Annotated in this window: 8 protein-coding genes; 7 read left to right on the top strand and 1 reads right to left on the bottom strand. The window is 35.3% G+C overall.

What is annotated here, in order from left to right:
- Position 1 precedes the first annotated feature (1 nt).
- Entirely contained in the window at positions 2-1,225 is a 1,224-nt protein-coding gene (locus LNP81_RS22325) for a sterol desaturase family protein (protein ID WP_230039490.1), read from the top strand.
- A gap of 315 nt (positions 1,226-1,540) precedes the next feature.
- Here LNP81_RS22325 and susR read toward each other — a convergent pair whose 3' ends face one another.
- Entirely contained in the window at positions 1,541-3,139 is a 1,599-nt protein-coding gene (gene susR, locus LNP81_RS22320; protein ID WP_230039489.1) for a SusR family glycan utilization regulator, read from the bottom strand.
- A 481-nt stretch (positions 3,140-3,620) separates the two neighbouring features.
- Between susR and LNP81_RS22315 the strand changes: the two genes are divergently transcribed.
- The 6 genes from LNP81_RS22315 (at position 3,621) to LNP81_RS22290 (ending at position 13,442) form a co-directional block, all read left to right on the top strand.
- Positions 3,621-4,145 (top strand): DUF5004 domain-containing protein, encoded by a 525-nt coding sequence (locus LNP81_RS22315; protein ID WP_230039488.1) that lies wholly within the window; start codon positions 3,621-3,623, stop codon positions 4,143-4,145.
- A gap of 8 nt (positions 4,146-4,153) precedes the next feature.
- The gene (locus tag LNP81_RS22310) at positions 4,154-5,236 is read left to right on the top strand and encodes a hypothetical protein (protein ID WP_230039487.1); all 1,083 of its coding nucleotides are present in this window, start codon (positions 4,154-4,156) and stop codon (positions 5,234-5,236) included.
- A 121-nt stretch (positions 5,237-5,357) separates the two neighbouring features.
- On the top strand, positions 5,358-8,378 hold the full coding sequence (locus LNP81_RS22305) for a SusC/RagA family TonB-linked outer membrane protein (RefSeq protein ID WP_230039486.1): 3,021 nt from the start codon (positions 5,358-5,360) through the stop codon (positions 8,376-8,378).
- Between the two features lie 24 nt (positions 8,379-8,402).
- Entirely contained in the window at positions 8,403-9,917 is a 1,515-nt protein-coding gene (locus LNP81_RS22300; RefSeq protein WP_230039485.1) for a RagB/SusD family nutrient uptake outer membrane protein, read from the top strand.
- A 235-nt stretch (positions 9,918-10,152) separates the two neighbouring features.
- Positions 10,153-11,397, top strand: coding sequence for a glycoside hydrolase family 99 protein (locus LNP81_RS22295; RefSeq protein ID WP_230039484.1), 1,245 nt, complete (start codon positions 10,153-10,155; stop codon positions 11,395-11,397).
- A gap of 26 nt (positions 11,398-11,423) precedes the next feature.
- Positions 11,424-13,442 carry a glycoside hydrolase family 97 protein gene (locus tag LNP81_RS22290; RefSeq protein ID WP_230039483.1) on the top strand — a complete coding sequence of 673 codons (2,019 nt, stop codon included), beginning with the start codon at positions 11,424-11,426 and terminating at the stop codon, positions 13,440-13,442.
- Positions 13,443-14,030 lie beyond the last annotated feature (588 nt).

Below are 14,030 nucleotides of genomic sequence, written 5' to 3'. Positions count from 1 at the left end.
AATGAAACATATTAATTTTCTAGCTTTTGCAATGCCTGCTTTTTTTCTGTTCTTATTTTTAGAATATAAATTAGCGCAACGCAAAAAGAGACCGGAAATTTTTAACTACGAAAGTTCAGTGTCTAATATTAGCATTGGTATTGCAGAACGACTGATCAATTTATTTATAGCCGCAAGTTTTTATCAGTTGTATTATTTGATATATGACAATTATAGAATTTTCGATATCCCAAGCAATGTTTTTGTTTGGTTTGCCTTGATTCTCGCGACCGATTTTGTTTGGTATTGGTACCACAGATTAGGTCATGAAGTCAATTTTTTCTGGGCAGCGCATATTGTGCATCATCATAGCGAAGAATTTAATTTTACGGCTGCTGCCAGAATTACTACTTTTCAGGCCGTTGTAAGAACCGGATTTTGGTGCGTACTTCCGTTGGTTGGTTTTCATCCGTCAATGGTCATTACGATGCTTATTGTTCACGGTGCTTATTCTTTCTTTACGCACACACAGCTTATAGGCCGAATAAAATGGCTGGAATATGTTTTTGTAACTCCATCGGTTCATGGCGTTCACCATGCTTCTGACGAGAAATATTTAGATAAAAATTATGGCGATATGTTTACCTTTTGGGATCGTCTTTTTGGAACTTTTCAGGAAGAAGAAGAAAAACCAAAATACGGTTTAACGCATCCGCTAAAAAGTTATAGTTTCCTTTGGCAGCACTTTCATTATTATTTTGAAATCTACGAATTATGGAAACGTTCTGAAGGCTTTAAAGCCAAATGGAAAGCCATTTTTGGAAGTCCAGCACACATGGATCAGGATATTCGTCCTATATTAGAAAAGCGATTTCTGCAGGATAAAGCCAATCCACATCAAAGGCTTCGGTTTAAGAATTATCTTTATATTCAGTTAGGGGTATGCACTTTGTTTCTAACGGTTTTTACCTATTATTTTGAATATTTGAATGTCGTTGATAAGGTTTTTGTGCTTTCGATTATCCTTATCACTTTAGTCAATTGTGGTGCTTTATTAGAACAGCGAAAATGGATGTATTATCTTGAATATGCCCGGATTTTTATGATTACGACGTACTTTTTATATGTGGAAAATTTAATTTCGTTTTTCTTTATTCCGCTAGCCATTATGATTTTTGCAGAGCAGTTATTTTCGTTAAGTACACGATATCAAAATGTTGTTTTGCAATTGGAGGTTTCAGAATAAAGAGTAAAGAATAAAGAGTAAAGAATAAAGAGTAAAGAATAAAGAGTAAAGAATAAAGAGTAAAGAATAAATAATAAATAATAAATAATAAAGAAAATAGAATAAAGAAAATAGAATAAAGAAAATATAAAAGAGCGAAATTTAATGTCTCTTTTTTTAGGATAAGTTTGTTAATTTCGATGAAGGAGAAATCTCCGCAAATAACTCCGTAAAAATTGTCAAAATTTGTCGAGCTTCTAGCGGAGATTTCTCCTTCGTCGAAATAACAAGATTGTGTAAAAACTTAGTCCCTTAGCATCTTAGTTCCTTAGCAACTTAGATAGTTTTAATCGCCATAATCTTCTCTTCAAAAGTATCCTTAAAATCTGATTTGCTTTTGATTCTGGTTTTGTACGTGTAAATGGTAGCTACAGAAAGTTCCAGGAATTCTGCCATTTGGTTACTGTCCTGAATTCCTAAGCGATACAAAGCGAAAATGCGCAATTCGGTGTTTAAAAGTTCTCCTTTTTTTACCACGCATTTATGATCGTTTGGGAATAAATTATTAAAATCGGTTACAAAAGTGGGGAATAACTTCAGGAAGATTTCATCAAATTGATGAAAAAGATTCTCGCGCTCTTCCTTTACATTATAGCGTTTTAAACTTGCAATAACTTCATCTGTTTTCTTGGTAATGATTTTATGAAGTGTACTTTTCTGAATATGATCTATTTTATTGATAAAGGCCGAAGTGGCTTTAATAAAATATGTGATATATTCTTCTTTAATAGCATTGGCTTCACTCAGACTAATATTCATTTCCTGAAGTTGCGCGTATGAGAAAGCCATTATTTTTCTGGCTTTATTTCTTTCTTTTAATTGTTTAAAAATGATAATCGAAAACAAAATAATAATTACCGTAAGGATCGTTAGGAGAATAATAATCTTTTCGAGTTTATCATTTTTTTCTTTTACATTGTTTAATTGTGCTTTTTCGATAATAGGCAATATCGACGAAATTTCGATTTTACGATGTCTGGCATTATAAAAAGTCGCATCATCCATAGCAATATTAATGTACTCATTGGCTTTGTCCAGATACCCCATTTTAAAGAGTTCGTTGGCTAAATTTCTAAGGGCAACGGTTTCTTTTGTAGCATTTTTGACATCGGCGATAGCCGCAAGTGCCAAATAATAAATTGCCTTTTTTGTATATCCTCTTTCAGAATAAATATAACCGAGACTTGAAGTTGCAATTCCGTAATAATCAGATGGTAATTGGTAATTGTTGATCCAGTAGCTAAACGCAAATTCAGCGCCACGCCAATCTTGCTGTTTCAAGCGTTTCAAACTCTCTGCAGCCCAATATTCGTTTGTATTGGTTCCTATTAATTCTAACGCCTTTTTTAGGAAATGATTTCCTTGCTGAACATAATGAATATTGAAACGCTGATCTTTATTATAATCGGCCAGATCATAATAGGCGCGGGCTTTGATCGAATAAAATTCGAATTTATTTCTTTGATCGAGTTTTTTATCGTCGATAACATTCAAAGTATCAATAGCTTCTTTAAAGAGACCTGAGGAAAGCAATACAAAGCCTTCTTTTATTCGGCTTTTGGCCAAATAAATAGGTTCTTTAAGCACAATTGCTTTGATCTTGGCTTGTTCTAAATAATAATAAGCCGAGTCGTATTTGAAAGATTTATATTCTTCAAACAGCAGCATATAAGTATCATAAAGCTGTTCGTTGTTCTGGCTCAGAGTAAACTTAGAGACGTTTTTCTTTAAAGTTTCTATTTTATGATACTTCTGTTTTAAGTAGATTTCCTTTTTAAGGAGTACTTTATCTAATTCTTCCAGAACAGGATTTGTCTCTTTCGCAGAGAGAGAAAAACCTGCAAGTAAGAAATATAGAATTACTATTCTTCGCATGTTTTTGGTTTGGTTTAGGAGGTAAAAAAGTTTTAGTTCGGCTTGAGTTAATTCGTTTTTTATTCAAAAATAGTTTAAGAGCTGATGATTAGCAACTTTTAAAATGGGTAGCTTCTTTTGTAATATATATAAGAGAAAGGAAGTGATTATCGTGTGAAACCGGGTTTAGAATGTTAAAAGTACTCTAATAACTTGCAATTATACAATAAAAAGGAATTAAATATATGTATAGTGAAAAAAAAATCTATTTTAATTTAGTTATTGTCATTTTTACCATAGTTTATTTGCGTTTTTCATCTCAACAGAACCTTGATTTTTTAATTTGCGAAAACGTTTTAGTTTGTTGATTTTCAGGTTTTTAAGCTGTGAAATTACTGAATTATATCTTGATTTTTCGCAGATATTTTTTTTTAGGTTTATTTAACATCTAGTTTCGTACTGTCCTTTTAAAGGATAAAAAAACTAACAAAAACCAAAATTTATGAGATGTAAAAGTATTTACTGGTTAGCTGTTACAATGTGTTTATTTGCCATTGGTTGCGATAACACAGAAGACGGAAGCTACGTTGATCCGATTACCATTTATGAAAAAGTAAATGGAAACTGGGGATTAACAAATTTGAAGATGGTTGATGAATTTGCAAAGGCAAATAATATCACCCCAAGTGAAGAAAACTTGAGTACCTATTTCAACTACGAAGATTTTAAAATCAAATTTAATGTAGATGAAAAAAACAATCCAACAAGTTATGAAGTTGCAGGAAATGTACCTCCTTTATTTGCCCCAAAAGGATACTGGCAACTAAGCTCAGATTTTCAGCCTACAACAGGAAACGGGCCTACTAAAATCTATTTGTACAGCGACGCTCAAAAAACGCAAAAAACAGATGAACTTATATTATCATCTGTTCCGGGAAAAAACGGAGAAATGGAAATTCAGTTACCGCGTAAATCCGGAGGAAGCGTATTTATTTCTTATGTGTTTAAATTAACTGCTATTAATTAAAAAGTAATATGAAAAAATTTATATATACAATTTTACTTGCCTTATTAATTGCTCCTAATTTTGTGCAGGCACAAGAAACAACCGGAGCTGTAGGGAGTATGACATCATTTCCTGTAGTATACAAATATGATGAAAAAGTGACGTGGTTTTTTGATCTTTCAGGAACTACATTTGCTGAAAATGAAGTTTTATATTTATGGATTTGGTCGCCATCAGAACCAGATTCAGGAAATTGGGAAAACTCATCAGACTTTGCTAAACTTACACATGTAAAAGATAAAATCTGGAGTATTACTTTGACTCCAACAGAATATTTTTCCAAAACCCCAACTGAAATTGCAGCAAGTGCAGGATTTTGGCTTCGCATAAAAAACAAAAATGGATCGAAACAAAGTGAAGTGGCGAATATGCCATACACGGATTTCTCTTCATTTTATACTGCGAATGAGCTGATTAGAGCTTACCCAACAAAACCAACTATTGATAAAGGAGTAAGTATTTTGTTTAATGCCAATCTGGCTCCGGGATTTGCAGGTGCTACAAGTGTACACATGCACAGCGGACTAAACGACTGGACTATTCAGCAAATGTACGAAGCATCGAAACCTGAGATTGCCGAAAAAACAAAATTGAAAGATTTAGGAAACGGTTTTTATAAAATGGATTTAGTTCCAAAAGATTATTACAATGCCCCGGACGATTTCGTGATGGAAAATCTGGTTTTCCTGATGGTAAAAGACAATTGGGCAGGAACAACTCCGGATCAGGTTTTATACGCTGGAGCTTTTGTACCGCCGCCAGCACCGGTTTTTGGATTTTTCCCTTTACAAATAAGTCAGAAAGATTTTCTTGGAATGTCAAGAAAAAATAACGAATCGGGCGTAAACAAATTAATCTACACGATTACAGCCGGAAGCAAAGTTATCTCGGGTGAGTTTATCGGAGGAACAGCTGAGATAAAAGGATTTGTCAATTTGGTTTCAGAGCTTAAGGATGTTCCGAATTTAAGTGAAATTCATGTTGTGGTAAAAGACAATAAAGACAAAACAATTTCGGATACAACGATTCCTCTTAAAACTTTAGACAAATAATTCACTATCAAATTTAAACATCAATTCTAATGAAATGAGCATAACCCTAAAATTGGTCGTAATGCCAAAAATTGATATGCGAATTACATATGATCGATAAAAAAACAATAAATAACTAGATATGAATAGTAAAAATAAAAAAATAGTCCTGCATCAAATGTGGACTACTCAAAATGTGGTATTCATGATTTTCATGCTTTTTCTTTCGGCAGGAATGTTTGCGCAGGAAAAAAAGCAGGTATCAGGTACCGTTTATGATAATACAGGAAGTGTATTGCCGGGAGCAACGGTAATTGAGGTAGGAACCAGAAATGCAACCACTACAGATTTCGATGGGAAGTTCGTCCTTACGGTAGCCGTAGGAGGTGCTATCGAAGTTTCGTTTATTGGATCTACAAACCAAAAGGTTCAGATTACAGCGGCAACAAAACCAAACATCGACGTTCGTTTGCAAAATGATGGTTATCAGCTTGCAGAAGTTCAGGTAGTTTCTGTTGGATATGGAACGCAAAAGAAATCAGATTTAACCGGAGCTATTTCGAGTGTAAAAGCAGATGATCTGGTAAAAGGAACAATTTCTTCTACAGAACAGGTTTTACAAGGAAAAGTAGCGGGATTAAATATCATTCGTCCTTCTGGAGATCCTGCTGCAGGTTCTACAATACGTTTACGTGGAGGAACTTCACTTACAGCAAGCAACAGTCCGCTTATTGTGGTTGATGGTATTGCCGGGGTTGATATCAATATTGTTCAGCCATCGGATATTAAATCTGTAGACGTTCTTAAAGATGCTTCGGCGACAGCCATCTACGGATCAAGAGGAGCAAACGGAGTTATTATCATTACAACAAAATCAGGTACAAAAGGTGTTTCTGTAACCTATAGCGGATTATCAAGCGTAGGTTATGTTACAGATAATTTAGATCTTTTATCAGCCAATCAATGGAGAGGTTATGTACGAAATACCGGAAACTCAGATGCTGTTGATTATGGCGGAAATACAAACTGGCAAAAAGCAATCGAGCAAACGGCTATTTCGCAATCGCATACTTTAAGCATTAATTCAGGTAAGGCTGACAGTGGTTTTAGAACTTCACTTTCGTACTTAAACAACGAAGGAGTTATAAAAAAGACAGGTCTTGAAAGATTAAGCGGAAACATCAATGCGTACCAATATCTTGGAGACAATAAAGACGTAAAATTTGATATGGGTTTATTTGCCAATGTTGATAAGTGGCATCCAATGGATTATAGAATTTTTGAGCGCACTTATAACTTAAATCCAACAATTCCGGTTTATGATGCTAATGGAAAATTTTCTTCTGTAGCCGGAAATATATACGAAAATCCAGTTGAGATTTTAACAAACAGAACGACAGATAATGAAAGACACAGATTGTTAGGATATTTTAAAACTGAAGTTAAGTTTTTAAATGATTTTCTTGCAGTAGCCAATATCTCGTACGAACACAATGCGGTAAAAGGAAGTACTTACAAACCAAGTTACGCGGTTATGGAAGGAACAACTGAAAATGGTTACGCTCAAAAAACATATGCAGAATATGCTAATGCACAAGGCGAAATTTATGTAAATTATAATAAAGTAATCGATAAGCACACTATTGGCGCGCTAGCAGGATATTCTTATTTAGAGAATATTTATGAAGGTTTTGGCGCACAGCGTAGTGGTTTTGTAACAAATGCTTTTAGTTATAACAATCTTGGTGCAGGTTACAATTACCGTTTAGGCGATGTGTATTCATATAAAGGAAAATCGAATCTGGTTTCGTTTTATGCACGTGCAAATTATTCGTATGACAGCAAATATTTGTTGACTGCTACAGTAAGACGCGATGGTTCGAGCCGTTTTGGAGAAAACAATAAATGGGGAACTTTTCCATCTGCATCTGTAGCCTGGAAAGTTTCGAGCGAGGAATTTATGAGTTCTACAAAAGGATGGTTAGACAGTCTTAAATTTAGAGTGGGTTACGGTGTTACGGGTAATCAGGACGGAATTGGAGAGTACAAATCGCTTTCTATTTTAGGAGTGGGTAATGATAGTTATTATGATCCAACTACAGGAACGTGGAGTTTGGCTTATTCTCCAAAACAAAACCCAAATCCTGACTTAAAATGGGAATCAACAAGACAACTGAACATTGGTGTCGATTTTAGTTTATTCAACAGAATTACAGGTTCATTCGAATATTATTCAAAAAACACAGATGATTTATTGTACACTTACGAAGTGCCTCAGCCTCCTTATTTAGTAGGAACTATGTTGGCAAATGTTGGTGAAATGTCTAATAAAGGAGTTGAACTTACGTTGAATGCCGATATTATAAAAGGAGATAAATTTACTTGGAATGCCAATTTAACTTTAGGACATAACGTTCAAAAAATCGAAAAGTTATCGAATCCTACTTATAAAACAGATGTTATTTACAGCGGATCTCTTCACGGATTAGCGGGTATGTCAGGACAATATTCTCAAATTATTGCCGAGGGTTATCCTGTTGGAACTTTCTGGGGATTCAAAAATGCGGGCCTTGATGCAGATGGTAAAATTCAATACTATAATGCAGCGGGAAGTGTAGTGGCAGAAAGCGCTTTAGTAGATGCTGATAAAAGAGATTTAGGAAATATTCAACCTGATTTAACGATGGGTATCGGAATGAACTTTACTTACGGGAATTTTGATTTAGGTGTTACCGGATACGGAATGTTTGGTCAAAAAGCATTAAACGCAACCAACATGATGCTGAACGATCCTAACAGATTACCCACGTTTAATGTTCCGGATGATTTCCTGAATAGTGGCATAACATCAGCTCCAAAATATTCAGATTACTGGATCGAAGATGCTTCTTTTTTCAGACTTCAAACAGTTTCGGTAGGATATACTTTGCCATTAAAATACAAAAGTTCGAAACTTAGAATTTATCTTATGGGAGAAAACCTTGCCGTATTTACAAAATACAAAGGTGTAGATCCTGAAATTGGATTAAATGCGCAGGACGGAATAAATCAAACAGGAGTAATGGATTTAACCGGATTAGCAGCTCCTGGAATTGACAGATACAATAACTATCCTCGACCAACGACGATTTCTGTAGGATTAAATTTTACGCTGAATAATTAAGCGAATAACTCAAAAATATAAAAAATGAAAATCAAAATAACAGCAGCATTATTAGTAAGCATGCTTTTTACGATATCATGTACCAATCTAAACGAGGATTTATATGATAAAGTAGAAGATGGAAATTTTGGAAACACTCCCAAAGAAGTTGATGCATTAGTTGGTGGAGCTTACTCTTCGTTAAGAGGATTTGCAGATGGTATCTCAAATAATTATCCAACCTCTGAGTACGTATTCTTTTTAGAAGAAACCGTTTCAGATGAAGCCACGATTCCAACAAGAGGAACAAACTGGTACGATGGCGGTCAATATCAGGATGCACAAAAACATACCTGGAAACCAGACAATCGTTTGATTCTTTCGGCCTGGCGTTACAACTACACCGGAATCGCCAAAATCAATTCGATTATTTATCAAGTAGATAAATCATCATTGACAGATGCAGCCAAAGCACCAATTTATGCAGAATTAAAAGCCTTGAGGGCTTATTATTACTACAATCTTCTCGATTTATTTGGGAATGTGCCAATCGTAGTAAATTTTGAAGACACCTCATTGCCATCAAATTCTACCAGAAAACAAGTATACGATTTCGTAGAAAAAGAACTGTTAGATGCCATTCCGCATTTAACATCAAACGTAGTTTATTCTAAATTTACTAAAAACGTAGCCTATTCCGTATTAGCAAGATTGTACTTAAACTCAGAAGCTTTTATAGGAACAGCGCGTTGGCAGGATTGTATCAACATGTGCCAAAAAGTTACAGGATATACTTTAGCCCCTGATTTCTTTGCGAATTTTGCCACGCAAAACGAAAAATCACCAGAAATTATTTTCTCAATTCCTTACGATCAAAAAGCAGGAACAGTAGGCAATTATATGAATTCAATGTCTTGTCATTACTTACACAAATTAACCATTTCTGCTTCTGGAAATGATTATCCGTGGAGCGCTAACGGAATGTGTGCACAGCCGGGCGTTTATTCTGCCTTTGCAGCAACAGATAAAAGAAGAAAATGTATGGTGGCAGGAGATCAGATTAATGTAGCCACAGGTCAGGTTATTGTTATGGATAGCGGAGAACCTCTTACTTATACAGAAGAAGTGACAAGTGTAGCCGATGCCAAAGAAAACCAGGGAGTTCGTTTAGGAAAATACGAAATGAAAGCCGGAGAACAATGGGAACGCGATCATGATTTTGTATTGATTCGTTATGCCGAAATCTTAATGATGCAAGCCGAATGTTACGTTCGTTTAGGAGCTGCAGATTTAGCAAAACCTTTTGTACAGCAAATTACAGCACGTGCAGGAGAAGAAATGCCTGCAGTTATAGATCTTGCTTTTATAGACAAAGAATTGCTTAAGGAATTTACTTTTGAAGGAAGAAGAAGAACAGACAACATCCGTTTTGGAACATTCTTCGGCTCATGGTGGGAAAAAGGACCAACGGAGAAATACAGAGCGATTTTCCCAATTCCAAGTACAGTGCTGACAACAAATAAAAATCTGGTACAAAATCCTGGGTATCCTGTAAACTAGGTTATTGAATGTCAGTCTTCCATGTTGGTTAGTCGTGGAAGGCTGACATATTTTTAAACATAGAGAAGCTTATTTAAATTAAAAATTGAGAATTAAAAATTAAAAATGCTTTAAGGATCATAATATTTCGAGTAATTTTTTTTTTTACGCAAATACAGCAGATTTTTAATTTTTAATTCTCAATTTTTAATTCTTTTTTATCTCTGGCAAATTATAAAGTAAATAATACATCAATATGAAAAGAGCTATCACATTATTGTTTTTTGGGATCATGAATGTTTTAGTCGCCGCGGGTTGCAGCAGCGATGATAAAAATTCTGATGCACCTACAGAACCGGAAACATTTGAACCTGTTGCGATTGAAAAAACAAATAGCACCAAAATTTATGTTCATTATATGCCTTGGTTTGAAACCAATGAAAGTAGTGCCGATAAAAAATGGGGATATCACTGGACAATGGCCAACAAAAATCCAAACAACATTGGCGCAAACAATCGCAGAGAAATTGCGTCGTACTATTATCCACTCATTGGGCCTTATCATTCAGGCGATAAAAATGTGATCGAGAATCATTTATTATTGATGAAATATTCAGGAATCGATGGAGTTTTGATCGATTGGTACGGCACTTTTGATGTAAATGATTATCGAATGGTAAAAGAAAATACAGAACAGTTTATCGCAATGTTAGACAAAGTTGGACTAGAATATGCTATTGTTTACGAAGACCGATTTTTGCCGAATGTTGTCAACGCCGGAAAAGCAATTTCGGTTACCAGTGCTGCTAAAACCGATCTATCTTATATGGAGAAAAACTATTTTGATGATAAAAATTACATCAAAATAAACGGAAAACCATTACTGCTTAATTTTGGCCCAATCGTGTTACAAACACCAGCTGAATGGACAAACGTTTTTAATGTTCTGACCACAAAACCTACTTTTTTAACGCTCTGGAACGAATCTGTAGATGCCGGAGATAATGCCTCGGGAGAATATGCCTGGGTATATAAAAACAACACCTATCTGACTAATTTTTATACCAATAACAAACCAAAATTGAATGTTGCAATGGGAAGCGCTTATCCTGGTTTTAAAGATTTTTATGCCGAAGGTGGTGGCGGAGCTGCAATTGGATGGACAATAGAACACAACAATGGAGCAACTCTTGATGAAACACTTTCTCTGGCTAAAAATGCAAATTTAAATTACCTGCAATTAATTACCTGGAATGACTTTGGAGAAGGAACAATGTTCGAACCAACAGTAGAATTTGGTTATACGTATATCGAAAAAGTAAAAGCATTTGCGGGGGTAAAAAGCACCGAGATTGTTTTTCCTGAAATCAGTAAAATGTATAATCTGAGATTAGAAAAGAGAGGCAATGCCGATGCCCAGAAAAAATTAGATCAGGCTTTTAATTATTTTGTCTCTATGCAGCCTGCAAAAGCAAAACAGTTACTAAACGAAATTAAATAAAGAGTTGTAATTAATACAATTAAATAATGAAAAACATAAAATATAGATACTGTCTAATCGCTTTAGCATCAATGTTGATCGTTGCCTGCAGTACTAAAAAAACATACAAAATAAGTTCTCCGGGAAAAAATACCGAATTGGTTTTTGAATTAACGCCTTCAGGTCAGCCGCAATATAGTTTAATATCAAACGGAAAATCTGTTATAGAACCTTCTTTATTAGGATTTGAATTTAAAGGAATCCAAAAAATGACAGAGGGTTTTGAAGTGGTTTCCACCGAAGAAAAATCGGCTGATGAAATCTGGGAACAGCCTTGGGGTGAATTCAAAAAAGTGAGAGATCACCACAACGAATTGATTGTGCATTTGAAAGAATCAAAAGGAGAAGAACGTCTGGTTGATATTGTTTTCAGGGTTTTTGATGATGGAGTTGGTTTTAGATATGAATTTACAAAACAGCCTCATTTAGGGAAAGTAGAAATTTCAAACGAAATCACACAATTCACTTTTAAATCAGATAATGATGTTTGGTGGATTCCGGTGCATCGCGAAAACAGCTATTACGAAAGTACCTACCGTAAAACTGCTGTTAGTAAAACCGATACAATAAATACACCGGCAACTTTAGAAACCAAAGAAAAATTATTTGTGGCGATTCACGAAGCCAACCTAACCGATTTTGCCTCAATGACGTTGCTTAAAACAAATGATAAACAATACAAAAGCGAATTAGTGCCGTGGGCCAATGGTGTAAAAGTATATGCCCAAACGCCTTTTAGAACACCTTGGAGAACTATTGTAGTAGGGAAAACTCCGGGTGAAGTCGCAACTTCGACTATTATGCTGAATTTAAATGATCCTTCAAAAATTGAAGACCTTTCCTGGATTACGCCATCAAAATATATCGGGATCTGGTGGGGAATGCATTTAGAAAAATTCACCTGGGGACAAGGACCAAAACATGGTGCGACGACTAAAAACACAAAAGAATACATTGATTTTGCTGCGAAAAATAATCTGGACGGAGTTCTGGTAGAAGGCTGGAACGAAGGCTGGAATGGCGACTGGACTGCCGATGGTTCTTCTTTTAGTTTTGTAAAAGCCTATCCTGATTTTAATCTGGAAGAAATTACAAAATATGCCGCTATTAAAAATGTTCGTTTAATAGGACATCACGAAACGGCGGGAGCCACAAAACATTATGAAAGCCAGTTAGAAGATGCATTTAAATTGTATCAGAAAATGGGGGTAAATACCGTAAAAACGGGTTACGTAAATAAATATTTAGATAAAAAAGAATGGCACGACAGCCAGTACGGAGCACGTCATTACAGAAAAGTAATGGAAACTGCAGCTAAATATCATATCATGATCGATAATCACGAACCTATAAAAGGAACCGGATTACAGCGTACCTACCCAAACTTTATGACACAAGAAGGCGGAAGAGGACAGGAATATAACGCCTGGTCTGTAGATGGAGGAAATACACCGGAACATCTTACGACTTTGCCTTTTACAAGAATGCTTTCAGGTCCGTTTGATTATACACCGGGGAATTTCAATTTTGATTATAAAACGCCTTCGGGAGCAAGAGTACAAACGACTTTGGCAAACCAGTTGGCTTTGTATGTTATTATTTTTAGTCCGTTGCAAATGGCATCAGATTTACCGGAGAATTACGAAGGAAAACCGGAATTTCAGTTTATAAAAGATGTTCCTTGCACATGGTCAGATACCAAAGTTTTAGATTCTAAAATAGGAGAATATACCACTATAGTCAGAAAAGACTGGGAAGAGAAGAACTGGTATTTAGGAGCTATTACAAATAGTTATGCCAGAAATCTTAAAGTAGCACTATCGTTTTTAGACTCTGGAAAAGAATACGAAGCCGAAGTTTATGCAGATGGAGCAGGAGCAAATTATAAAACAAATCCGTATCCTGTGACGATTTCAAAACAAAAAGTAAACAATAAAACAATATTAGATCTTAAGTTGGCAGCTGGAGGAGGAACAGCTATAAAATTTACTCTAATAGAAAAGTAAGTTAGTAAGTTTTATTTTGAGTTAAGTTTAAGTTTGAGCAATAAACCCGATAGCTGTAATAGTTATCGGGTTTGTTATTTTTTTTAATCCTGTAATACTCTGATTTTTGTCATCCTGACGTAGGAAGGATCACACACGTAACTCTACAAAGATTGGCGATTCTGTTTATGGAATTTCTTGTGATTACTTTGTCTTCAATGGCACACGGATTATACTGATTCGCTTCGCGAAAACGCTGATAAACACGGATTTTTTATAATGTACTAACCGCAATCTTGTCATACTGAACGAGGGATCTCCGCTAGAAACTCCGAAAAGAATGTTACCAATCTATGTCGATTAACTAGTGTGATCCTTCCTCCGTCAGGATGACAAGATTGGGGTTGTTTTGTGATTACTTTGTCTGCAATGGCACACGGATTATACTGATTCACTTTGCGAAAACGCGGATAAACGCGGATTTTTTATAATATACTAAACGCAATCTTGTCATCCTGAACGAGGGATCTCCGCTAGAAACTCCACAAGAATGTTACCAATCTATGTCGATTAACTAGTGTGATCCTTCCTCCGTCAAGGATGACAAGA

This window comes from Flavobacterium piscisymbiosum (genome assembly GCF_020905295.1).
GTDB lineage: Bacteria > Bacteroidota > Bacteroidia > Flavobacteriales > Flavobacteriaceae > Flavobacterium > Flavobacterium piscisymbiosum.
Note: the sequence above shows the minus strand (reverse complement) of the source record. Positions and strands in the feature narration are given on the sequence as shown.

Bases quoted from the DNA above. Each gene is read 5' to 3' on its own strand.
- LNP81_RS22325 (WP_230039490.1), top strand. From the start codon at position 2: ATGAAACATATTAATTTTCTAGCTTTTGCAATGCCTGCTTTTTTTCTG.
- susR (WP_230039489.1), bottom strand. From the start codon at position 3,139: ATGCGAAGAATAGTAATTCTATATTTCTTACTTGCAGGTTTTTCTCTC.
- LNP81_RS22315 (WP_230039488.1), top strand. From the start codon at position 3,621: ATGAGATGTAAAAGTATTTACTGGTTAGCTGTTACAATGTGTTTATTT.
- LNP81_RS22310 (WP_230039487.1), top strand. From the start codon at position 4,154: ATGAAAAAATTTATATATACAATTTTACTTGCCTTATTAATTGCTCCT.
- LNP81_RS22305 (WP_230039486.1), top strand. From the start codon at position 5,358: ATGAATAGTAAAAATAAAAAAATAGTCCTGCATCAAATGTGGACTACT.
- LNP81_RS22300 (WP_230039485.1), top strand. From the start codon at position 8,403: ATGAAAATCAAAATAACAGCAGCATTATTAGTAAGCATGCTTTTTACG.
- LNP81_RS22295 (WP_230039484.1), top strand. From the start codon at position 10,153: ATGAAAAGAGCTATCACATTATTGTTTTTTGGGATCATGAATGTTTTA.
- LNP81_RS22290 (WP_230039483.1), top strand. From the start codon at position 11,424: ATGAAAAACATAAAATATAGATACTGTCTAATCGCTTTAGCATCAATG.